Raw genomic sequence first — 23,212 nt, 5'->3', positions numbered from 1 at the left:
TACCGTTCTTGTGCTTCCGTGGCCAAAAAGGCTCTTTACTTGAACTTTAAACCTATGAACTTCCGCCTAGATATCCGAGGCTTACAGGCCGTTGGTATTAGCTGTTATCATTTTCTACCTCAACCCTCCTGACTTGCAGGCGGGTGTGTTGGTGTAGATATTATTCTGATCATTTCAGGCTTTTTAATCAGCAATATTTTATTAAATAAAAAAACAAACCTATTAAACACAAGCATCCATTTGTGAGGGACAGCTGACCTATTAAGATGAACACTACTTAAATGAGGTAGGTGCAATAGAATACGCCAAGCAAGCCATACCAATAATTTCACAAGAAGTAATCAATGCGAACTAAGCTGTTCAAAAATAATGAATTCTCAAAAAATGTGCTCACTTTAATGACGGGCACTACGATTGCACAAGCCATTCCTATTGCAATTACACCGATCTTGACACGTATGTACAGCCCTGAGGATTTTGGGGTTCTTGCATTATTTGTTGCCATCACAGTAATAATGGGCTCTGTTGCCAATGGCCGCTATGAGCTGGCTATTATGCTGCCGACTGAAGATGATGATGCAATTAATATTGCCGCTATGGGGCTATTGATAGCTACTGTTTTATCTGTGGTACTGTTTGTTCCTGCTATTTTTCTAAATGACTATATTACAGAAAAGTTAGACAACGAGTTCATAGGGTTTTGGTTGTATTTTGTGCCGCCTGTGGTTTGGCTATTAGGTTTACATAACATACTTAATTACTTAAATAACCGAAAGAAAAGCTACAAAGATATGGCCAAAGCCACTGTCTATAAATCTGTAGCCCAAGCTGCTGTTCAGTTGGGAATAGGCGCGGTCAAAGCAACCGCAAGCGGACTTATATCAGGGCAGATTGTCTCGAATTTAGTAGCAAATACTCGACTAGCGCTAAATGCTAAGCGGCAATATCAGCTAAACAGAATAACCTGGTTTGAAATGAAACGTTTGGCCAAACGTTATATCAACTTTCCTAAATATTCTATGTGGGCAATCTTATCTAACACTTTGTCATATCAGTTGCTTAATATATTAATTACCGTTTTTTATAGTATAGCAACACTGGGCTTTTATTCATTGGCGCAGAGAATACTGGGTATGCCTTCAAGCCTTATTGGCGAATCGATTGGGCGGGTATACTTTCAACAAGCAACGCTTGAAAAAAACAAAACAGGCAAAGCGGTTAAGATATTTAAATCAACCACAAAAAAATTGATGGTGTTGTCTTGCGTGGTTTTTGTTCCGCTTTACTTTGTATTGCCCTCAGTATTTGCCATTGCTTTTGGTGAGGAGTGGCGTATTGCAGGCGAATACTCACAACTTATTTTGCCTGTTTTTATTTTCCGCTTTGTGAGTGGAGCATTAAGCAATACAAATAATGTTTTTGAAAAGCAAGGGCTTGCGCTTGCTTGGCAAATGGGGCTGCTTATATTATCAATGGCTACCTTGTTTGTTAGTGGCTATTATCAATTTGATTTCGAGACATTCTTAAAAGTTTACACTACAGTGGTTTCATTACATTATATTTTGTTGTATTTCATCTTGAAGTATGTAGCTGAGGCACGCTTATGAAAATATTTTTTACTGGTGATCTATTTCTTGGCGGTGATCTGCTTGGTGCTTCTTGTAAAGATACAATCAGTAGTAAGCTTTATGATCTGGCAGACTTTCGTGTTGTGAATCTTGAGCAAGCTGTTAGTGATTCTGACTATATTGAAGATAAATGTACGTTATACACTAGCTCACAAGCACTTCAGCAGTTGAAAAAAATGAAAGTAGATGCTGTTAATTTAGCGCATAACCATATTCAAGATAAAGGCTTAGATGGAATCGTTGAAACTGTTGAGCAGCTCAATAAAGTACAGATAAAAAACTTTGGAGCGGGTGAAAATATAAACGAAGCCAGCCAACCCCTAGAATTAACAGAAAATTTAGTGCTACTAGGCTATTGCGAATTTGGCAAGCCGTATCTAAACCAAATTGAAGTGGCTGATAATAACAAAGCAGGTGTTAACCCGTTGCGTTATGAGAAAATTCTTGCTGACTTAGATAATCTTCGACCTAATCAGCAAGCGGTTCTTTATTTTCATTGGGGTATGGAGCACGTATGGCTTCCACCAACAAATGATATTAAACTGGCAAGAAAATTATTAGCTGACGAGCGTGTAGCAACAATTATCGGTATGCATTGCCACCGTACCCAAGGTGTTGTGAGTTATAAAGGAAAAAAAGCCTATATGGGGTTGGGTAATTTTCTATTTCCCAATTTTTATATAGCACCACCAACACAAATTGCTTATCCAAGTGAGCAAGAAAAGCAGCAAGTAAAGTTCACTACCAGGCAATACCATTCAGTTTACGAGCCAACATATAAGAAATGGCGCTTAGTAAACCGTGTCTCAAGAGTTTTATTGTTTGATAATACAACACAAAAATTAAAAAGTGAGTTTGTTGTTCAAATAGATAACTTACCAAAGGTTGAAGCTGTTGGTGTTGTTTTAAACGGTACTTATACTTTATGGACAGCTTTGCTGTCAGCAGTCTATAAGCTTCCTTCACCTGTGTACAACTTACTTTTTAAACTGCATGCCAAGCAAACCTATTTTATCTGGCGAATGCAAATAAGACTCTTTCATTTACGACAGTTAGGCATAGTGAATTTTCTTAAAAAATTAAAAGTTAAAATTCGTAGGAAATTTGGATGAAGGCAACGGCACTAGTATTAGGTGGCTATATAAATGGTTATTCAATAGTTAAAGAGCTCCATGAAGAAGGCGTAGATAATATAGCTTTATTTCATGCTGGACGCACGATTGCTGGTTTTAGTAATAAAATAAACTATATGGCTACCATAGATAAAACCCCAGAAAGTTTGCTCAAAGAGCTACGAAAGCTAAATGAAAAATTTGATTACATTGTAGTTTTCCCTACTGACGACTTACAGGTTGAGAACCTCTACCATATAAGAGAAGAAATTAAAGATTTCTGCTATCTACCTTTAAACCCGGATACAGTGATGCAGTCTCTTGATAAATATTATCAATATGCTGTGTGCGAAAGAATCGGTGTGCCTTTTCCTAAAACTAAACTGATAAATATAGCGACAGACTTGGATGAAATTGATGAGCTTACATTTCCAATCCTTATTAAGCCTTCTACGCGTGTGGATATAGTTCAGAATGTATTTAGAAATATCTATCTTGAAGATGCTGAAAGTTATGCAGTTAATAAAGAGTTATTAAAAAGTTTTATCGATAAAGAGATTGAGTTTATAGCCTCAGAATTTGTGCCTGGAGACGACACAAATATCTATGCTTATACTTGTTATCGCTCGCAAGATGCAGTTATTCAGAACGAGTGGACCGGCAAAAAACTAACGCAGTACCCTGATGATTATGGTGTTTTCTGTAGCGCATCAAACGAAGCGCCAAGTGAAGTATTGGAGCAGGGTAGAGCTTTAGTGGAAGCGCTGGATGCGTTCGGGATTATTGAGCCTGAGTTTAAATATGACCCACGTGATCAAAGCTTTAAACTTATGGAAGTAAACCTGCGATCAATGATGTGGCATCGTACTGGAAAAGTAAGCGGTGTCCGTTTACATAAGTCTATGTATGATTTTGCTTTGGGTAATAATCCCATTAAAGATACTCAACACAAACAGCCTACAATACATTTTGTTTATATGGTCCATGAAATCGGTAACTTGATAGCAAGGAAAGGATACTGGAAGTATTTTAAACATAACGTATGGGGTGGCGATAAACGCGTTTGGGCTGTTTACGAAATACAAGATATTAAGCCATTTATTTATAGCTTATATTTATTAGTTAAAGTGAGTGCCAGTGTATGCCTAAAACGATTAAAAATAAGATAAAACTATTTTTTAAAAAAATAGTCCTGATAAGAACAGGAGTAAAAATAGCCAATAATGTCGTCTTTTCTGGCTGTGAATTCAAAGGCTGCGCAGTCATAGAGCCCTACTGTAGATTATCAGGCGATCCTAAAATTAGTATTGGAAACAACTTCTATATCAACGCCTTCTGTCATCTCCTAGGTAACATAACTATTGGTGATGATGTGATGATTGGCCCTAAAACTGTTATATGGGGGCGAGATCATGGTAAGGAGATGGGGTTGCCGATGAAGCAACAACCTCATAGCAAAGCAGATATTGTTATTAGTGATGATGTTTGGATCGGAGCTAATGTCACTATTTTGAAGGGTGTGAAAATTGGAAAAGGCGCTGTAATCGGTGCCGGCGCTGTGGTAACTAAAGATGTGCCAGAATATGCAATTGTAGTTGGTAATCCTGCTAGGGTTGTGAAGTATAGAAACCAATAGGGCTCAGTTAATTTAGAGAATTTCTACTTCCTGAAAAAAGAGTGTACTCCGGTAGCAATTTTGTTCGGAAAACCGGGCTGATGCTCAGTAAGAGCTTCTCAGTTTATTGATGACAAAACGCAAGAGCTCGAAATACGTTAACTATGAGCTGCCATATTGCGCGAGGTAATTTTAAGTCATGGTGTGACGCTGCCCTATGAGCGACATATTCACTATGTAAACATATTTTAATCGGTAACTAAGTTCCGTAAGTTTTCTCATGGCTTGGAAAAAATACTGGCAAAGCAAAAGCTTTGGCTCGACCTTAAAGCGCGTCACCATATTTTGCGGATTCAGGCTTATTTTGACACCAATAATACTGTGTTGGTTTCATTCAGCCGCGAGCTCTTGCCTAAAGGTGTTGAGTTAGGCAAAGACAATTTCACTAAGCTGGACGTTCATTTGTTGCTCATGCTCGACACCGTGCTTAATGAAGAGTTCAATGATCTGGTGATCGATTTAGAAGTGCTGATGGTTAGCTTTATCTAAAAACTCGATTTAAATCGGCGCAGGCATGGGCTTTTTGCCATAAGACGAGCCAGCAACAAAGTAAAACGCTTTGAGCTGTTTTTGTATGAGCAATCATTGCTGGGTGATTACATACGCACTATGCCCATACCCACCGTGCAGTTACTAGAGGCTTGTAAAGGAATATATGTTAGCGTAGACGATTCAATGAATTACTACACGAGTTTTGCAGGTACTTCAGTCACTGGCAAATGGCTTCATTTTGTATAAAAATACCCAAAAAAATACTTATAGTTCAGGCACAGAACCACACGGAAATCACAGGCATGTAATAACAAGATAATAAAATATATAAGTTGCGTGTTTCTGTGTCATTCTGTGGCCAATTGAAGGTGTTATTTTTATGTCCCTTTTTACCCATGCAGCCCTTAACTGGCTGTGTATAATTTTACAAGAACGTTTTGGTTTGTGCTTTAATCTGCAACCAAACCAGCAGGGCTTAATCCTCACTCTATCAGAGCACGAACAAGGTAGTATTTTCTTTCCTAGGTTAGAAAACAGGTTTCATCAATGTCGCTCTGCCTTGCCATTTACTGAGTGGAATGCAACTGCCGAGCGGTGGGAAAGCGTGTGTGGCGATTCATTGCCAGCGCCCGGTGTTGCCTCTCTGCCTAAGCCATTAATAGAGCGCCGGGCCGATCAAGCCATTGTTCACTATGATATTTTAGGTCTCACCTACTGGATGCTCTCCCGGCTGGAAGAAGTTGGACGTACCGATCTGGATAACCACCAGCGCTTTCCCGCCACTTCTTCGCACGCTTACCAGCACGGTTATCTGGAGCGCCCTATCGTGGATGAATGGCTGCATATTCTGGGGCAGGTGATCCGGCAGATTTGGCCACAACTCCCACTTAAAAAGCATCAGTTCAGCATTAAGGTCTCTCATGATGTGGATACCCCTAGTCGTTACGGTTTCCGCTCTGTCAAAGGTATTGTGCGCTCCATGGCGGGCGATGTGCTGAAGCGAAGGGACATTAAAAGCGCCCTTGTCGCGCCCTGGATACGTCTTAACAATCGACATCGGCTTCACCCGTTAGATACATTCAACACCTTCGATTGGATCATGGAGCAATCCGAGCGGAATGGCCTGGTCAGTGCTTTTTATTTTATCTGTGGCCGCACGGATCCAGCCAAAGATGCCGATTATGAACCGGAGCACCCGGCCATTGGCGAGCTGATGCAACGCATTCACGCCCGTGGCCATGAAATTGGCCTGCATCCCAGCTACAAAACTTTTCAGCAACCAGAAGCCATTGCCGCCGAGGCCGATCGCCTGCGATCTATTATGATGAAGGAAAGTATTAAACAGAGCATCTTAGGTGGACGCATGCACTACCTGCGTTGGGAGCATCCAACTACGTTAAAAGGTTGGGAACAAGCAGGTATGACCTATGACAGCAGTTTAAGCTATGCCGATTTGCCTGGTTTTCGTAGCGGAACCTGCTACGAATATCCGGCGTTTAACCCTGAAACGCAGGAACAATACAAACTTCGGATTCGCCCCTTGATTGCGATGGAGTGCACAGTGATGGCTGAACGGTATATGGGACTGGGTACAGGCGAAGCCGCCTATGCTAAGTTCCAACAACTAAAAGAAAGCTGCCGTGCGGTCAATGGCTGTTTTACCTTGCTTTGGCATAACTCACAGTTTGAAAGCAAAGAAGAGATGGTGCTATATCAGCGGCTTCTGGCTTAACAATGAAGGGCAATCAATGAGTAGCAACTTTTAGTTAGTTATTTCATTGATTACTATGTCCTTAATTTATTTTATTACACAAGCGTTTCTTGTACCGTTTTAGATTATATCGCAAGTGTGCGTGCAATTGACGATTTTGGTTGAAGTCGGCGAGTATGTGAGTATATACCCATTCATGGCTCACTAGCCGACCGATACGTTTGCAAATCGCCGATAGCAGCTCAGAGCTCCAATCGAGCTCTAACATGAACTCAACCGTTATTTTGGTTTTATCGCAGATGCGTCTTTTAAAACTTCTGAACAGCGCCTTAGCGTTTTTAAATGCGCTATTGATGGCTCATAACAACCCGATGTAATCGAGTTTCTTGGCAACTCTCGGCTAATCGTTGAGGGGGCAACGTCTAATCTTTCGGCAGTCTTTAGTCGTGAAAATTTCTCTGAGAGAAGCAACGAGATCTGGTATCGTTGTCTTTCGGTGAGCTGTCGATAACTCATGTTGGAACTCACTTTTTTGGTCAAAAAGTAAGACTAACCCATGTCGGTAGCTGACCTTCCTTCGACCTAGCCCATTACATGAATGTTTCGGTTATTATCTGAATTCAGGAAAATCATTTTACAGTCATCAATATGTATAAGCTTAAGAAACTGTTAGCATTTAGGAGGTTTTTTTATGGAAGAAGTTGTACACTTTTATCGCTTAAATCCAAACAGAAGCTCAAGGATTTATACTCAGTCGACTTGGTGTCAGTCGAGAGTATATCAAACGAAAGGGTTAGCAAGCTTTCTTTCATTTTGTTTTACGGACAAACAACTTTATAGATCTAGTTCCATTGTATTCCATGGGCAATCAATGTTGCCTTATCTATTTCTTTTTAAATGTTTTTTTGCGTATCGAATTAAAAATGTAAAACTAGTTTATGATATGCATGACCTGAATGAAAAAAGACAAGTTATAAATATTAAAAGTTTTATCAGGTATTATTTATTTGTAGTATTGGAAAAGTCCTTACGTAATATCCAGGTAGATATTATAACCGTTTCAGGTGGTTTGGCTAGGTTGTTTTATTATCGAAACAAAAAAAGTGCAAAAGTTGTTTGTAATGTGGTTCCGGAACATAGCGGACTGGCAGAAGAAAACGATGAAGATCATGCTTGCATTGTGAAATTAGAATCAAATTTTGCAAAACTTAGTCGAGATCCCACCATTGTTAGGTTAGTGTATTTTGGTCAGATAAAAGCAGATCGCTTGCCAGTTGATTTTCTGTCTGTGCTTTTAAACAGTACAGATAGATTGCAACTAGATGTATATGGAACTGTAAATGATGATTTTAAACATATATTCTTAAAGTTTTGCGAACATAATAGAGTTTGTTTTCGTGGTGAATATGACCCTAAAGACATTTCGTTCCTTAAAGCCTATGATTATTCGTTGATGCTATTTCTTTCTAATAGTATTAACATAAGATATTGCTTACCAAATAAATTTTTTCAGGCATTGAGTTACGGGGTAATTAGCATAGTTAGTCCTAACTTATTCGAAGTAGGCTTCAAGTATCCTAGCGCGGTCGTCAAATTAAGCGCAGATTCTCAATCTGGCTTTGATATAATTGATTTTGAAAATGAGTTGTATAAACGAAAGGATTTTGACAAGAATAGGTTAAAAAGTATAGCGAAATTGGTTCACGCTAAGTCTAGACGGAATTTTTATCAAGCCTGCTCTGTAAAAATCCGAAAGTCGAGAGATAGTTAATTACGGATGAGTCTATCGCTTCCCGTATATACTCAACATCTAAGTCAGCCTTTTGTTTGAGTTTGCAAGCGCATTTAAATATCAGGTAGTTACTATTTTTAATATACAAAATATTTTAACCTCCCAGATAATTATTACGTAAGCTAACTTATGGAGGATAGAATTAAAGCTTTATCGTTAGGGTTTTCATTGTTAGTTAAACCTAAAATTAGACTCAGAAATATTAGGGCTTATTAGTGGTATCTGTATACATATTTTCAATATTTGCCATGCTTTGGGTATTTTACTTCTCGACTAAAGGGACCATTTTTTCGATTTCAATGAAAAGAGGTTTTTTCGGAGGAGTTTTTGTTTTTCGAGAGTTGTTTCTCCTTGTTCTGCTTGGAGTATTAGTGTTTGGTCTAATGGGGCCTCAACAGTTTTCTGTAGTTTTTGTCAATTCAGATAATGTACACACGACAGGTCTGATAATCCTAATCACATTAGCCTCCTTAATACTATGCCTTGGCCTATTTGCGAAGACTATCTTTAAAGGAAGTTTAATGCTTGAAAAGGAGTCTACAGATATCAGTATAATGAATACAGAAACTAGCCTGTTGCGTATAAAAATTTGTGTAGTCATTACATTTGCAATGCTTATCATTTGTGTTTTATTAATGCACGCACTAGGCCTCGAGCATGCGTTTATCAAATCTATTTTTCTAGGGGAGGATCTTCTCACTGCCCGTTTTCACAATACTCACTTTGCAAATGTTCCAACCCACTTTCGATTGATGGTCTTGTTCTTGACGTCTCTGTTGGCTATATTAATCGGCTTGTATGGTAGAAAGTTATATAGTACAAGTGTTATCGGCCTCATGCTTTTGGTTCTCTTGTATTCCTCTAGCATTTACGGGGCTAAAGGACCGATTATTAAATTGATTATTTTGTATTTCATTGCGTTTAGTACAGGAAATTCAAAACATTTCCTCAAATTGTTTATAGCTTTTTTTAGTATAAGTGTGGTCACCGCGGTGTTACTGTTCTTTGTAGTGAGAGTTCAAATTCCAGATTTGAATTTAACCAGTTACTTCGAGTATCTATTAACACGTTTAGGTATAGGGCAAGTGCAAGGTGTTTATGAACAATTTGGAGTTCAATTACGGGACTTTAGTTATATTTTTGATGAAATTCCTTTCTCTGGTTTTTTCACTGATCCACCCGAGTATTCAAAGGACCTTATGATGGCTACGCTTGGGTTTAGTAAAGAGTTTGAAGAGATAGGGGTCATGAACTCTTTTTTTGTGGGAAAAGCCTTTGCGATAGGTGGTTACTTTTTAGTTTTTGTTTCTCCGGTAATCGTTGCATTTAACTACTGCTTGATTGTCTCTTTTGTTGTGTGTAGTTTTCGCAAACTTCTTTATCTACCCAAATACTCCGCGCAGATTATTAGTATTCTTTTTGTATCCTCAGTAATAGCATTTACCGGTGACTTCAATGGCCTATTGTTTGCGAAACGGATTTTTTTGATTTCATTTTTCTTTGGAATCACACTGATACCTGCCTATTTGATTGCCTACTTATCTTATCGTAATAGATTAATCAAAGGAGTTCGTTGAGATATGGAAACAATGGATCGGCGTGTATTGCATTTTGTTAGTGGTAACCTATCAGGGGGAGCTGCAAAAGGAGCTCTTCTGTTACATAATTCATTGCTGAACCTTGGTGTCAATTCTTTTATCATCACAAGCTCTAGGATAAAGGTAGACGCACCAAATATACTATATTTGAACGACAGGTTTCAAATCAGACTGTTGGCTCGTAAAATCTTTGATAAACTAATCCCACTTATGTTTGGGGCGCAGTTCTCGACCCCGCTTAGTATGGGTGTATGTGGTATGTCAGTCAAAGAACTAAAGGCTATTATAAGAGAGAGTGATATCATTCACTTACACTGGATTAATAGTGGTTTCGTGGATCTCAATGTTTTTGCGAAATTTTCAAATGATATAGTTTGGACTCTACGAGATATGTGGCCTTTCACTGGCCTTTGCCATTACACTCACGGTTGTGAGAAATTTAAAGTTCACTGTTATAAATGCCCTCAGTTGGCCAGTTCTTATGTGTTTGACCTTGTTGATTTTTTATTTAAGAGAAGGCTAGCGGTCTATCGGAAATTGAACTTTAAGGTAGCGATTGGCATCTCTGATTGGATTTCGGACCAAGCAAGGTCTAGTAGCCTTTTACGAGGCGTTCCTGTTCACACAATTTCAAATACCATAGATTTTGACAATTTTGACATTAGCGGTCCGAGAAAACTCGCTAGAACTCATTTAGGAATCAGTACAAAATGCAAAGTGATTCTAATCGGCGCTGTGAATTTAAAGTCTCCATATAAAGGCCTAGATTTATTTATAGAGAGTTTACAGTCTTTAAATAGTGAAGAATATCTAATCGTAACTTTTGGGGCGTTGGGAGATAAAAGCTTTATTAAATATGGGTTTAAATGCTTACACTTAGGAGTATTAAATAACGAGGAACTGCGAGAGGCATACAACGCAGCCGATGTTTTTGTTGCACCAAGTAAAATGGATGCCTTTGCTAAGACAGTGGCTGAAGCACTAGCGTGTGGTACTCCAGTAGTATGTTTTGATAACTCTGGGCCAAGTGAAATTGTGGTGCATGGTTTAACCGGATATCATGCAAAAGCTTTCAATGTGATTGATTTAGCATTCGGAATTAGCTGGGTATGCCGAGAAATAACAGGGGACCACGGCAGGCAGTTATTGAGAAACTCAGTGTTGACTCGATTTTCGCCAAGCGTTCTAGCCGAGCAGTACAAAGAAGTTTATAAAAAACTATAGGTATTTAGTGTTTTTCAATTAATTTGGGATTAAAAGTAGGAATTGTTGTGAAGAAAGCTCTTATTACCGGTGTAACCGGGCAGGACGGCTCATATTTAGCTGAGCTTTTGTTGGAAAAAGGATATCAGGTACACGGTATTAAGCGTAGAGCGTCGTTGTTTAACACTCAGCGCGTTGATCACATATATCAAGACCCGCATGTAGATAATCAGAATTTCATTTTACACTATGGTGATTTGACGGATAGTTCAAATTTGATCCGCATTATTCAAGAAGTTCAGCCAGATGAAATCTATAATCTTGGCGCGCAATCGCACGTAGCAGTGAGCTTTGAGTCTCCTGAGTATACAGCAGACGTTGACGGAATGGGTACCTTGCGCATTCTTGAAGCTATTCGTATTTTAGGCTTGGAAAAGAAAACTAAATTCTATCAAGCGTCTACTTCTGAGCTGTATGGTTTGGTGCAAGAAATTCCACAAAAAGAAACTACGCCGTTTTATCCGCGGTCGCCCTACGCAGTAGCCAAACTGTATGCATATTGGATTACGGTTAACTATCGCGAGTCATATGGAATGTATGCTTGTAACGGTGTCTTGTTTAACCACGAATCACCTCGTCGCGGAGAAACCTTTGTTACTCGCAAAATCACTCGTGGGTTAGCCAACATTGCACAAGGCCTTGAGCAGTGCTTGTATATGGGTAATATGGATGCCTTACGCGATTGGGGGCATGCAAAAGATTACGTGCGTATGCAGTGGATGATGCTTCAGCAAGAGCACCCGGAAGACTTTATTATTGCTACTGGCGTCCAGTACTCTGTACGTGAGTTCATTACGTGGTCAGCGAAAGAGTTGGGTGTTACTTTACGCTTTGAAGGTGAGGGCGTTGATGAAATAGCTGTAGTTGAGTCTATTGAAGGTCATGACACTCCTGCCTTGAACGTCGGCGATGTGATTGTAAAAGTTGACCCACGTTATTTCCGCCCAGCAGAGGTAGAAACTTTGCTAGGCGACCCGACTAAAGCGAAAGATAAACTAGGCTGGACTCCGGAAATTACCGCACAAGAAATGTGTGCTGAAATGGTAATGGAAGATCTGAAAGTTGCTAAACGCCACGCGTTGCTAAAAGAGCACGGGTATGAGATCCCTGTTTCGGTCGAAGGCTAAGTTAGAAAGGGTTGCCCATGTCTGTAAAAAAAGTATTTGTGGCTGGTCACAGAGGTATGGTTGGCTCAGCAATTGTTCGACAGCTAGAGCGCCGCAGTGACTTTAATCTTGTGACTCGCACTCGTAGCGAGCTTGATTTAACCAATCAGCAAGCTGTTGCAGATTTTTTTGCTGCCAAGAAATTTGATCAGGTGTATTTAGCTGCCGCGAAAGTGGGGGGGATTATTGCAAACAATACCTACCCAGCAGAGTTTATTTATGAAAATCTGATAATCCAAGCAAATATTATTCACTCGGCCCATTTAACGGATGTACAGCAGCTATTATTCTTGGGCTCGTCATGTATATACCCGAAACTTATCGAGCAGCCGATGGCTGAAATAGCACTGTTGTCCGGTGCGCTAGAGCCAACGAACGAGCCTTATGCTATTGCAAAGATAGCCGGTATAAAGCTTTGTGAAAGTTACAACCGTCAATACGGTAGAGACTACCGTTCGGTAATGCCCACCAATCTATATGGCCCCAACGACAACTTCCACCCAGAGAATAGTCATGTTATTCCAGCATTGTTGCGTCGGTTTCACGAAGCAAAACTTGAGGGTGCTGCAGAGGTTGTAGCTTGGGGCTCTGGTTCGCCTATGCGTGAGTTTTTACATGTAGATGATATGGCCGCGGCCAGTATTTTTGCTATGGAGCTTGATAAGCTAACCTACGAAGCCAATACTCAGCCTATGCTAAGCCATATAAACGTGGGTACTGGTGTTGATTGCACCATTAAAGAGCTTACCGAGACCATCGCTAGAGTTGTTGGGTTTGAGGGTGAAATCGTCTGGGACACTTCAAAACCCGATGGTGCACCGCGGAAACTGATGAATGTTGACCGTTTGAAAGCTTTGGGTTGGCAGTATTCTATTGAACTCGAAGACGGATTACGTGACGCTTATTCATGGTTTTTGGCGAATCAGGACAATTTCCGCGCTTAATCCATTTAAGGCTAGTAATGTTTTTATCCAAAGACGTCTTTACTACAGTACTAGACAGTACTCCCCTCGTTTCGATTGACCTCTTAGTGCAAAATTATGGAGGCCAAGTTCTTCTCGGGCAGCGTAAAAATCGGCCGGCGGAGGGAGATTGGTTTGTGCCTGGGGGGCGAATTCTTAAAAATGAATCATTGAGCGATGCATTTAGAAGATTGACTCTAGTAGAGCTTGGTCAGGCATTTGATGTTACTGAGGCAATTTTAAAGGGGCCTTACGATCACTTTTATAGCGACAGCGTATTTGGTGAATCGCCTTCGACACATTATGTAGCCATTGCCTATACATTGCATGTGAAAGCGCTTCCCAACTTACCAACTGAACAGCACAGTAGCTACCGATGGTTCGATGTTGACGAACTGCTTGAAGAAGATAACGTTCATGAACATACGAAGGCGTACTTTCTATAAACACTTACTTTGTTGATGCGGTTATAGTGCGAGGGTTGATATAAAAGGTAAGTAAAGCATAATCCTGAGTAGCATTTAAGCGTAGTCATACAGTACAGTGGATACGGCGTAGGCAAACGATTAAAGGAATAGAAAATGATCTTACCAGTGATTTTGGCGGGTGGCAGTGGGAGCCGATTGTGGCCATTGTCTCGCGCTGCGTATCCCAAACAGTTTTTGAAGCTGAATGGCGGCGGTACCATGCTGCAAGAGACAATTACTCGGCTTAAAAAAGATACTACTGATTCGCCTATTATCATTTGTAACGAAGAACATCGGTTTTTAACCGCGGAGCAACTTCGTCAAATTGGCCAGTTGAATCATAACATTATCTTAGAGCCTGTAGGCCGGAATACAGCACCGGCTATTGCTCTTGCTGCGCTGTGCGCACTTCAGCGTGGTAACGATCCCCTTCTTCTGGTACTTGCGGCTGATCACGTGATTCAAAACGTAGGTGCATTTCAAGAAGCCGTGGTGAAAGCAACGAAGTACGCTGAGCAAGGCAAATTAGTGACTTTCGGTATTGTACCTACGGGCCCTGAAACGGGGTATGGCTACATTGAACGGGGCGCAGAGAGCGACAATGGTTTTGCGGTTGCACGTTTTGTCGAAAAACCAAATTTGGAAACTGCTGAGAGCTATGTAAACAGTGGAAACTTTTATTGGAATAGCGGGATGTTTATGTTCCGCGCCTCGCGGTATTTGGATGAATTAAAGGCGCATCGACCAGATATTCACGCGGCTTGTGAAGAGGCTATCGGTGATACGAGTGCGGACTTAGATTTTGTGAGGATAGACAAAAACGCATTTACGAAGTGCCCTGAAGATTCCATTGATTATGCTGTTATGGAAAAAACCGATGATGCTGTTGTTGTGCCAATGGACGCAGGATGGAGTGACGTTGGTTCATGGAGCTCATTATGGGATGTTTCCGACAAAGACGAAAAGGGAAATGTGCATCATGGCGATGTAATGTCCTACAACAGCAATAACAACTATATATTTGCTGAGACTGGGTTGGTAGCAACTGTGGGCCTTGAAGACGTCGTGGTTGTGCAAACAAAAGATGCAGTGCTGGTGACGAAGAAAGACCAAGTGCAAGATGTGAAAAAAATTGTTGAAGAGTTAAAAGCTGCCGACCGCTCTGAATATAAGCTCCATCGCGAGGTATATCGCCCTTGGGGTAAATATGATTCAGTTGACGCTGGAGATAGGTACCAAGTGAAGCGCATTACGGTAAAGCCTGGAGAAAAACTTTCTATTCAAATGCATCACCATCGAGCCGAACATTGGATTGTTGTTTCAGGCACCGCCAATGTCACCATTGATGAGGAAACTTCACTGGTCACGGAAAACGAGTCCGTTTATATTCCTGTTGGCGCAGTTCACGCATTAGAGAACCCTGGTAAAATTCCGTTGGAACTGATTGAAGTTCAATCTGGTGCTTATCTTGGTGAAGACGATATTGTTCGATTTGAGGATCGTTACGGTCGAGCCTAATGGTGCAAGTATCGCCTGGGGTTATCGAAATAAAACACCCGCGCTTTACTGCGCGGGTTTCTGTTCGAGGAGCTCAACTTCTGAGCTTTATTCCGACGGGCCTTAGGGATTTACTTTGGTGCACAGCGCCAGAGTTTGTTGATGCAGCGCTTGCTAAAGGGAATAAACCTATCCGCGGCGGCATTCCGATCTGCTGGCCCTGGTTTGCCGCGCATCCGGAGCGATCTGATTTTCCCTCTCATGGCTTTGCTCGGTTTATGGATTGGAAATTAGTACACTCTGAAGATCTTGGAGAATACCATCAGCTTGTGTTTAAACTCCGCTCGTGTGCAGCAACATTAGTTTACTGGCCTCATGAGTTTGCTGCGACCGTAATAATGAAGCTCGGCGTTTCGTGCTCTGTTCAATTCCATGTAAAAACTCAAGGCGAGTGGACTGGTGCATTACATACTTATTTAGCCGTGGATGACATATATAAAGTGGAATTAGAAGGCCTAGGGGATCGTTATCAAGATAATCTGGACGGTCTCGTGCTAAAACAGGCAGATGAAGTAGCAACACTAAATAGAGCAACGGAGCAGATGTATGTTGAGCCTGAGAATGTGACTCGTGTGAAAGAACCTGATTTTGGCACGAAAGAACTATGCCACGAAGGCCATACTGATATTATGCTCTGGACCCCTTGGGAAAATGCTGGGAATAGCCCAGCGGATATGCATGCCGGGGACTACAAAAGGATGGTTTGTGTGGAGACATCTCGAATTCAAGCAACTCAACGGACAGGCATGTTGAGCGTGCGAATTGAACAAAGATAATAGGATTTAGAGAAATAATGGAAAAGCTAGAGTGTTTCAAAGCTTACGACATTCGTGGTCGGCTCGGCACCGAATTAAACGAAGATATAGCTTATCGAATCGGACGTGCTTACGGCGAGTATTTAAAGCCAAAAACGATTGTAGTTGGTGGTGATGTGCGGTTGACCTCTAAGGAACTCAAGTTGGCGCTGGCGGACGGACTTCGTGACGCTGGGGTTGATGTCTTGGATATCGGCTTATCTGGAACCGAAGAAATTTACTTCGCCACTTTTCACTTAGGCCTTTGTGGTGGTATTGAAGTTACGGCGAGCCATAATCCTATGGACTATAACGGCATGAAGCTCGTTCGGGAGGGAGCTCTTCCGATTAGTGGTGACACGGGACTGAGAGATATACAACGGTTAGTCGAAGCAAATAGCTTTGCAAAGCCATCGATCAAGCGCGGAGGATACAAATCGATTTCCGCACTCGATGAGTATGTTGAGCATTTGCTCGGCTATGTGGATTTAAGGAATTTCACACAAGCTATGAAGCTGGTGATCAATAGCGGTAACGGTGCAGCTGGCCACGTGGTCGATGCTATCGAAGCGCGTTTTAAGGCGCTGAATGTGCCGATTGAATTGATTAAAGTGCATAATGAACCTGATGGGAATTTCCCGAATGGTATTCCAAATCCACTTTTATCCGAAAATCGTCAAGGCACTATTGACGCGGTACGCGAGCACAATGCGGATATGGGCATTGCTTTTGATGGCGACTTCGATCGCTGTTTTTTGTTTGATCATGAGGGTGGCTTCATTGAAGGCTATTATATTGTGGGCTTGCTTGCTGAAGCTTTTTTACAGAAAAACGCGGGCGCAAAAATAATTCATGATCCTCGTCTAACCTGGAACACAATCGATCTCGTTGAACAATCGGGTGGCGTGCCCATTATGTCCAAAACTGGTCATGCTTTTATCAAAGAACGTATGCGGAAAGAGGATGCGGTTTACGGTGGTGAAATGAGTGCGCATCATTATTTCCGGGACTTCGCTTATTGCGATAGCGGTATGATTCCGTGGCTTTTGGTTGCAGAGCTTTTGGCAGTAAAAGGACAAACACTGAAACAGTTAGTGGAGCAGCGTATGGGTGCTTACCCCTCGTCTGGTGAAATCAACAGTAAACTGGAAGACGCCCCTGCAGCCATTCAGCGTGTATTAGCGGCCTTTGAAAATCCCGCGAAACTTAAAGATCTAACTGACGGTATTAGCTTAGAGTTTGACGACTGGCGGTTTAATTTGCGAAGTTCAAACACAGAGCCTGTGGTGCGATTAAATGTTGAGACTAAAGGTGACATGGAACTGTTACAGCGGAAAACTACTGAGATATTAGGGATTTTGCGGAATGAAAATTAGTATTATCACTGTTTGTTACAACAGTGAAAGCACCATTGAAGATACCATTAAATCAGTTTTGTCTCAGGATTATGACGATATTGAATATATCATTATCGATGGTGGCTCAACGGATAGAACATTAGACATCGTAAATAAGTATGCTGATCGCATTGAGTCAGTCGTATCAGAGCCGGATAATGGTATTTATGATGCCATGAACAAAGGTATTGAAATTGCAACGGGTGAACTGATTGGTATTTTGAACTCGGATGACTTATTCGCATCGGAAAGAACGATTTCAGAGGTGGCTGAAAAAGTAAAATCATTGCCACGTAATAGCCTTTTCTATGGTGCCGTTGCAATTGTGGACCGTGAAGAAATCGACAAGGTACGACGATATTATTCGATTAAAAGGTTCACAAAACGAAAGCTCAAAGTTGGAATTATGCCACCACATCCTGCTACCTTTGTATTTAAGTCAGTTTATGAGGATATAGGTAGCTATCAAACTGATTACAGAATAGCTGCGGATTTTGAGTTTTACGTAAGAGCTACTATTAAACATGATATACCTGCAGTAAACATCGGTGTTCATGTTGTTAATATGAGGGATGGTGGTATAAGTACTTCTGGTATCAACTTTTTTAAAATATCTTCAGGGGAAATGACAAGAGCTCTCAAAAATAACGGAGTATGGTCTAACTCTCTAATCACGTCTATCCGACTACCGCTCAAATTTTGGAGCAAGATTTCAGGGCGCCCCTTATAATGAATCCAACTCAGGAGAAAACAGGGCCGAACTACCTGCTCACTGGAAGTTCAGGTTTTATAGGACGGCACCTAGTCGACTGGTGCAAGCAAAAGCAAATTGATGTAATACTGCTAGCGCGAAACAAGAACGTCGAAAAACCTATTCGTTTCAGTGAAAATTTTTCGACAGTAATTCATCTTGCAGGTAGAGCGCATGTTTTAAACGAAAGTAGTGATCGTCATTATGACGAGTTTTACAAAGCGAATTGTGAATATGCTTTAAATGTTGCAAGAGCGGCGAGTAAAAAAGGATTAAAACGTTTCGTTTATGTAAGTACTATTGGAGTTTATGGAAAAAGCAGCTCCGAGTGTGTAATTACTGAAACTACTCCTCTCAATCCCGTTGAAAATTACTCTAAAACAAAATTGGAAGCTGAAAAGAAACTAAAAACTCTAAGTGAAGAGCTAGGTTTCGAACTCGTAATTGTGCGCCCCGCACTCGTTTATGGCTATGACGCCCCTGGTAACATAGCATCCCTTTTCAGGCTAATTGAGAAATTTCCGATAATTCCAATTGCTGAGAAAGAAAATAAACGAGCACTCATTTATGTTGAAAATTTAGTAAGTTTTTTGATGGTTGTGGCGACTCATCAGAATGCTGCAGGCAAAATTTTTAATGTTGCCGATGGTGCTATATCTACACATAATTTGATAGCAGGATTTGCAAGCGGAATGTCCAAGAAGCCAGTGCTTTTTTCGTTGCCTCGCATAGTCTGGAAAGTTCTACTGAAACTCATGGGGAAACAAAAGATGTACGAGCAGCTATTTGAAGATTTAGTAATTGATATGACATATGCAACAAATGAGCTTGGATGGTTTCCAAAGCATGACACCAAAACAGCTCTAGAGCAAAGTGGACGAATGTTTATGCAAAGGAAGATTTTGTGATACGTTTTTTTGATTTTTTATTTTCGTTGATTGGCTTAGTTGTAGGGCTTCCATTTCTAGTTATTTTATTTGTGATCGGGCTTTTCGACACGGGCTCGCCTATATTTCGTCAAGAACGAGTGGGGCGAAATGGCAAAGCATTCACGCTTATAAAATTTCGGACCATGCCCGTCAATACTGCTTCAGTTGCCACTCACTTAGTTAACGCATCGACAGTAACCCCTTTCGGCAACTTTTTGCGGCGTTCGAAACTTGATGAGTTACCACAACTTTGGAACGTTCTAAAAGGTGAAATGAGCTTAGTTGGGCCTCGGCCATGCTTGTTCAATCAAGAGGAGCTCATTGCGGAGAGAAGTGCGCGTGGTGTGCTTGAGGCACGGCCAGGTGTTACCGGCCTTGCTCAAGTGAACGATATCGACATGTCTACCCCAGTATTACTTGCCGAAACTGATGCGCGAATGTTGGAAACATTAAATTTGAAAGATTATTTTAAATATATATTGATGACAGCAACGGGTAAAGGACAGGGTGATCGGACTAGCAAATGATAGATAAACTCCTAAACCTACCCAGAGCTGTAAAGAACATTATTGCTTTAGTGCTTGATGTTTCTTTTCTTTTATTTGCGCTCTGGTTTGCGTTAAGTACACGCTTTGAAACTTTCTATATTCCGCCTGATTGGCGGGTATGGGCGGCCTCGGGTATTACCATGGCTACCTCTATCATTGTGTTTCAGCGATTAGGGCTCTATCGCGCTATTGTTCGTTATATCGGCTATCGAGCGCTTTTAGCCGTATGGCTCGGGGTTACCTTCTCGGCCGCTGCATTACTCTTTATGCGCGAGCTACTCAACGCCAACATTCCAGCCAGCGCTATTTTAAACTATGGCCTTATTGCTCTCTTACTTATCGGCGGTTCACGTTTATTACTGCGAGCATCGGTACAACGCGGCAACAACAGAGGCGAACGCCAACCCGTATTAATTTATGGTGCAGGCGCTTCAGGCCGCCAACTCGTGCAAGCTTTACAAAATGGCGGTGAGTTCAAACCCGTAGCCTTCATAGACGACGACACCACCTTACACCGCTCATCCATGCTCGGCCTCACCGTGCATTGCCCCAACGACATTCAAAGCTTAATCGAAAGCAAACGCGTTGTGCGCGTGCTACTCGCCATGCCCTCCGCTAGCTTATCAGAACGAAAAGCAGTACTTGAACGCCTAGAGCCTTTGGCAGTGCAGGTGCTAACCATACCCGGCATGGCTGATTTAGTCTCAGGCCGGCAAATCGATACCCTTGAAGAAGTACGCGTTGAAGATCTTCTTGGCCGCGACCCCGTGCCACCCCGTGATCATCTCATGGATAGAAACCTACGCGGAAAAGTAGTGCTTGTTACCGGTGCCGGCGGCTCAATCGGCTCAGAGCTCTGCCGGCAAATCCTCCGCTATGGCCCAAAAACTTTGGTGCTCTATGAGCTAAGTGAATACTCACTCTATGCCATAGAACAAGATTTACAGGCCATAGCCGCCCGTGAAAATATCACGGGTGTAAACATCGTGCCCATTATGGGTACAGTGCAACGCCGAAACCGTGTTGAAGCCGTAATGCGCGCCTTTAAAGTGCAAACCGTTTATCACGCCGCCGCCTACAAACATGTGCCCATGGTGGAGTACAACATTGTAGAGGCTGTGCGCAACAATGTATTCGGCACTTGGCACACCGCAGAAGCGGCCATTAGCGCCGGCGTTGAAAGCTTCGTATTAGTTTCCACCGATAAAGCCGTGCGGCCCACCAATGTAATGGGTGCCACCAAACGCATGGCGGAACTTGTGCTGCAAGGTTTAAGCAAACGCCAAGATTGGACATGCTTCTGCATGGTGCGCTTCGGCAATGTGCTGGGTTCTTCCGGCTCCGTAGTACCAAAATTCCGGGAGCAAATTAAAGCCGGTGGGCCACTTACCGTTACCGACCCTGAAATTACCCGCTACTTTATGACCATTCCAGAAGCGGCACAGCTGGTAATCCAAGCAGGGGCCATGAGCTGCAATGGCAGCGGCACTGGTGGTGAAGTATTTGTGCTCGATATGGGCGAACCCGTGCGCATTGAAAATCTCGCCCGCAAACTTATCCGTTTAATGGGCAAATCCGTAAAAGATGCCAATAACCCCTACGGTGATATTGAAATAGCCTACAGCGGCCTCCGCCCCGGCGAGAAGCTCTACGAAGAGCTTCTCATAGGCGAAGATGTGCGCGAAACCGACCACCCACGCATCATGACAGCCAATGAATCATACTTATCCTGGCTCGAACTTCTGCCATTACTCGAAAGCCTTGATGAAGATTGCCATAACTTCCACATTGATGCGGTTCACCAAGCACTGAGAAATGCCCCGCTAGATTTCACACCCAATGATGGGATATCGGATTTGGTGTGGAATGCGCGCTAATTTAAAGAACCCAAACGGCTACTCTGATGCCTAAAGCCATCACCCTGCAACAATATACCGGTGCCTCTTTGCTCAATGCACGGCAATTGAATTTGTCGGTGCAATTGATGGTAGGGGAGCGTGCGGCAAATTCAGCGAAACCATCGGTGCTCACCCGCCATAATGTGATGGAATTGCTGAACGTGATTGAATCGCTGGCCATGTCGTCACGGGTGTTGTTTGATGGCTCGATTCAAGCGCAAGATAAAGAGCCGCTCATTGCCAACAATGGCTTGTATCACCACTTGCTCCAGCCTACCACTCTGGCAACAAGCGAAGATTGGCTCGATTGCTGTGTAGATGCAGCAACGCAATCGTGGTTATTGATTGATGAGTGGCTTACCGATGTAAGCAATTGGTGTGAAGAACGCCCAGTAAACACTGATGATGCTGAAAAGTTTTGTGCCGCACTAAAAACAGGCCTAGACCTTGAAGGCACTGCTTTGCACCAATACGCCCTGCAAATCGTGCAGGATTTAAGCTTTTTAGGCGCCAAAGCCGTTGCCGGTGTTTTGCTTGCGATTCCTGATGAACAGGCGTTGGCCCGCATTAAAACCGCTCTGAACTTAGTAGCCAAAGATATCGACTTACAACCACATTTTGTAGCCGGGTTAGTAAATCGCTTTCGCGTTAACTTTGTGAATGAATTAGCCTCGCAGCATGAGGCCGCTTACGTTGCAGCCCCTGTGATTGAAGGCTTAAAAATCCAACAAAATATGTTGCTCTGGCGTTACTTGGGGCATCGGTTAGCTTCGGGCTTAAGCTCGGGCTCAAACGACAAGGCAGCTGGCGCTAAAGCTGAACGTTTAGAAGCCTTAAGTGCGGAAGAATCACAAGCGCTGAATAGCTTCCCTTATGCTTATGCGCTTTTAATGAATAAGCGAGTGAAAACACCTTCTCAGTTGCTCGATTTGCTATTTAAAGTGCGCGATGAATCGCTCATCAAAATGCAAACCACTGAGATGGGGAACCGCAAACGCTATATTCATAACTTCTCGGAAGAGGAATTTTTGGATACGCAGCGAGCCTTATTTGAAAACACCTATTTAGATTTCAGCAATGCCAAAAGTAGTTGGCGCGATAATGTATTAAATGTAGGGCGCTCGTGTTTACCTGCGATACTAACCGTGGGCTCTGCCGGGCTAGGCTTAGTGATTCCAGACAGTGTAATGGAGAGCGCCGCGGCTACCGGTATGGCGAGCGCAGGTCTGTTCGCTGAACGGAACCGCAACGTTGCCAGCGCCTCGCCCGTAAAGAAGGTTAAGCTATATCGCGATAACTACATGAAGTGGGAAAAGCTATTAGACCAAGCCGTAACGGGGAACTCGCGAAATATAAGCTTAATCGGCCGGGTAGAAGATTTGTTTGATGTGAAAGTTCGTTAGAATAGAGACTAGGTATAAGAGAAAGGGCAGTTAACCGTGGGTTAGCTGCCCTTTTTTCGCTTTCGGGCC

At 42.3% G+C, this 23,212-nt stretch carries 20 protein-coding genes and 1 pseudogene; 20 read left to right on the top strand and 1 reads right to left on the bottom strand.

The annotated features are described in order from the left end of the window. Positions 1 to 344 precede the first annotated feature (344 nt). The 6 genes from CWE08_RS09275 (at position 345) to CWE08_RS09250 (ending at position 6,639) form a co-directional block, all read left to right on the top strand. The gene (locus CWE08_RS09275) at positions 345 to 1,607 is read left to right on the top strand and encodes a lipopolysaccharide biosynthesis protein (protein WP_126767730.1); all 1,263 of its coding nucleotides are present in this window, start codon (positions 345 to 347) and stop codon (positions 1,605 to 1,607) included. Next, the gene (locus CWE08_RS09270) at positions 1,604 to 2,740 is read left to right on the top strand and encodes a CapA family protein (RefSeq protein ID WP_126767729.1); all 1,137 of its coding nucleotides are present in this window, start codon (positions 1,604 to 1,606) and stop codon (positions 2,738 to 2,740) included. Before CWE08_RS09275 ends, CWE08_RS09270 begins: the two co-directional genes overlap by 4 nt. Next, the gene (locus tag CWE08_RS09265; RefSeq protein WP_126767727.1) at positions 2,737 to 3,909 is read left to right on the top strand and encodes a carboxylate--amine ligase; all 1,173 of its coding nucleotides are present in this window, start codon (positions 2,737 to 2,739) and stop codon (positions 3,907 to 3,909) included. Before CWE08_RS09270 ends, CWE08_RS09265 begins: the two co-directional genes overlap by 4 nt. Then, the gene (locus CWE08_RS12425; protein WP_126767725.1) at positions 3,882 to 4,376 is read left to right on the top strand and encodes an acyltransferase; all 495 of its coding nucleotides are present in this window, start codon (positions 3,882 to 3,884) and stop codon (positions 4,374 to 4,376) included. Before CWE08_RS09265 ends, CWE08_RS12425 begins: the two co-directional genes overlap by 28 nt. 264 nt (positions 4,377 to 4,640) lie before the next feature. Next, entirely contained in the window at positions 4,641 to 4,904 is a 264-nt protein-coding gene (locus CWE08_RS09255; RefSeq protein WP_126767724.1) for a hypothetical protein, read from the top strand. A gap of 382 nt (positions 4,905 to 5,286) precedes the next feature. Further along, a complete protein-coding gene (locus CWE08_RS09250; RefSeq protein WP_126767722.1) occupies positions 5,287 to 6,639 on the top strand; it encodes a polysaccharide deacetylase family protein in 1,353 nt (450 codons plus the stop codon). A gap of 79 nt (positions 6,640 to 6,718) precedes the next feature. Here CWE08_RS09250 and CWE08_RS12470 read toward each other — a convergent pair. Beyond that, positions 6,719 to 7,134, bottom strand: a pseudogene (locus CWE08_RS12470) (transposase); the annotation flags it as partial. A 175-nt stretch (positions 7,135 to 7,309) separates the two neighbouring features. Between CWE08_RS12470 and CWE08_RS09240 the strand changes: the two are divergent. From CWE08_RS09240 to CWE08_RS09175, 14 genes are all read left to right on the top strand, one after another. Further along, complete coding sequence (locus CWE08_RS09240; RefSeq protein WP_126767719.1) at positions 7,310 to 8,389, top strand: glycosyltransferase family protein; 1,080 nt, start codon at positions 7,310 to 7,312, stop codon at positions 8,387 to 8,389. 542 nt (positions 8,390 to 8,931) lie between these two features. Then, complete coding sequence (locus tag CWE08_RS09235; protein WP_126767718.1) at positions 8,932 to 9,987, top strand: hypothetical protein; 1,056 nt, start codon at positions 8,932 to 8,934, stop codon at positions 9,985 to 9,987. A 3-nt stretch (positions 9,988 to 9,990) separates the two neighbouring features. Next, positions 9,991 to 11,232, top strand: coding sequence for a glycosyltransferase (locus CWE08_RS09230; protein ID WP_126767716.1), 1,242 nt, complete (start codon positions 9,991 to 9,993; stop codon positions 11,230 to 11,232). Positions 11,233 to 11,279: 47 nt separating this feature from the next. Beyond that, positions 11,280 to 12,398, top strand: coding sequence for a GDP-mannose 4,6-dehydratase (gene gmd, locus CWE08_RS09225; protein ID WP_126767715.1), 1,119 nt, complete (start codon positions 11,280 to 11,282; stop codon positions 12,396 to 12,398). Between the two features lie 17 nt (positions 12,399 to 12,415). Then, positions 12,416 to 13,381: a GDP-L-fucose synthase gene (gene fcl / locus CWE08_RS09220; RefSeq protein ID WP_126767714.1), complete on the top strand. Its 966-nt coding sequence runs from the start codon at positions 12,416 to 12,418 to the stop codon at positions 13,379 to 13,381. 17 nt (positions 13,382 to 13,398) lie between these two features. Beyond that, entirely contained in the window at positions 13,399 to 13,845 is a 447-nt protein-coding gene (locus CWE08_RS09215) for a GDP-mannose mannosyl hydrolase (RefSeq protein ID WP_126767712.1), read from the top strand. 135 nt (positions 13,846 to 13,980) lie between these two features. Beyond that, the gene (locus CWE08_RS09210; protein WP_126767711.1) at positions 13,981 to 15,384 is read left to right on the top strand and encodes a mannose-1-phosphate guanylyltransferase/mannose-6-phosphate isomerase; all 1,404 of its coding nucleotides are present in this window, start codon (positions 13,981 to 13,983) and stop codon (positions 15,382 to 15,384) included. Continuing rightward, a complete protein-coding gene (locus CWE08_RS09205) occupies positions 15,384 to 16,199 on the top strand; it encodes a D-hexose-6-phosphate mutarotase (RefSeq protein WP_126767709.1) in 816 nt (271 codons plus the stop codon). The genes CWE08_RS09210 and CWE08_RS09205 overlap by 1 nt, the downstream gene beginning before the upstream one ends. A 17-nt stretch (positions 16,200 to 16,216) precedes the next feature. Then, on the top strand, positions 16,217 to 17,593 hold the full coding sequence (gene cpsG / locus CWE08_RS09200) for a phosphomannomutase CpsG (RefSeq protein ID WP_198677144.1): 1,377 nt from the start codon (positions 16,217 to 16,219) through the stop codon (positions 17,591 to 17,593). Then, positions 17,583 to 18,344 (top strand): glycosyltransferase family 2 protein, encoded by a 762-nt coding sequence (locus CWE08_RS09195; RefSeq protein WP_126767706.1) that lies wholly within the window; start codon positions 17,583 to 17,585, stop codon positions 18,342 to 18,344. The genes cpsG and CWE08_RS09195 overlap by 11 nt, the downstream gene beginning before the upstream one ends. Continuing rightward, entirely contained in the window at positions 18,344 to 19,273 is a 930-nt protein-coding gene (locus CWE08_RS09190; RefSeq protein ID WP_126767705.1) for an NAD-dependent epimerase/dehydratase family protein, read from the top strand. The genes CWE08_RS09195 and CWE08_RS09190 overlap by 1 nt, the downstream gene beginning before the upstream one ends. Further along, positions 19,270 to 19,821, top strand: a complete 552-nt coding sequence (locus CWE08_RS09185) for a sugar transferase (RefSeq protein WP_126767703.1) — start codon at positions 19,270 to 19,272, stop codon at positions 19,819 to 19,821. Before CWE08_RS09190 ends, CWE08_RS09185 begins: the two co-directional genes overlap by 4 nt. Next, positions 19,818 to 21,719 carry a polysaccharide biosynthesis protein gene (locus CWE08_RS09180; RefSeq protein ID WP_126767701.1) on the top strand — a complete coding sequence of 634 codons (1,902 nt, stop codon included), beginning with the start codon at positions 19,818 to 19,820 and terminating at the stop codon, positions 21,717 to 21,719. Before CWE08_RS09185 ends, CWE08_RS09180 begins: the two co-directional genes overlap by 4 nt. Before the next feature lie 26 nt (positions 21,720 to 21,745). Next, on the top strand, positions 21,746 to 23,143 hold the full coding sequence (locus CWE08_RS09175) for a hypothetical protein (protein ID WP_126767700.1): 1,398 nt from the start codon (positions 21,746 to 21,748) through the stop codon (positions 23,141 to 23,143). The last annotated feature ends 69 nt before the right edge of the window (positions 23,144 to 23,212 follow it).

It is taken from the genome of Aliidiomarina iranensis (assembly GCF_003987135.1).
Classification (GTDB): domain Bacteria; phylum Pseudomonadota; class Gammaproteobacteria; order Enterobacterales; family Alteromonadaceae; genus Aliidiomarina; species Aliidiomarina iranensis.
Note: the sequence above shows the minus strand (reverse complement) of the source record. Positions and strands in the feature narration are given on the sequence as shown.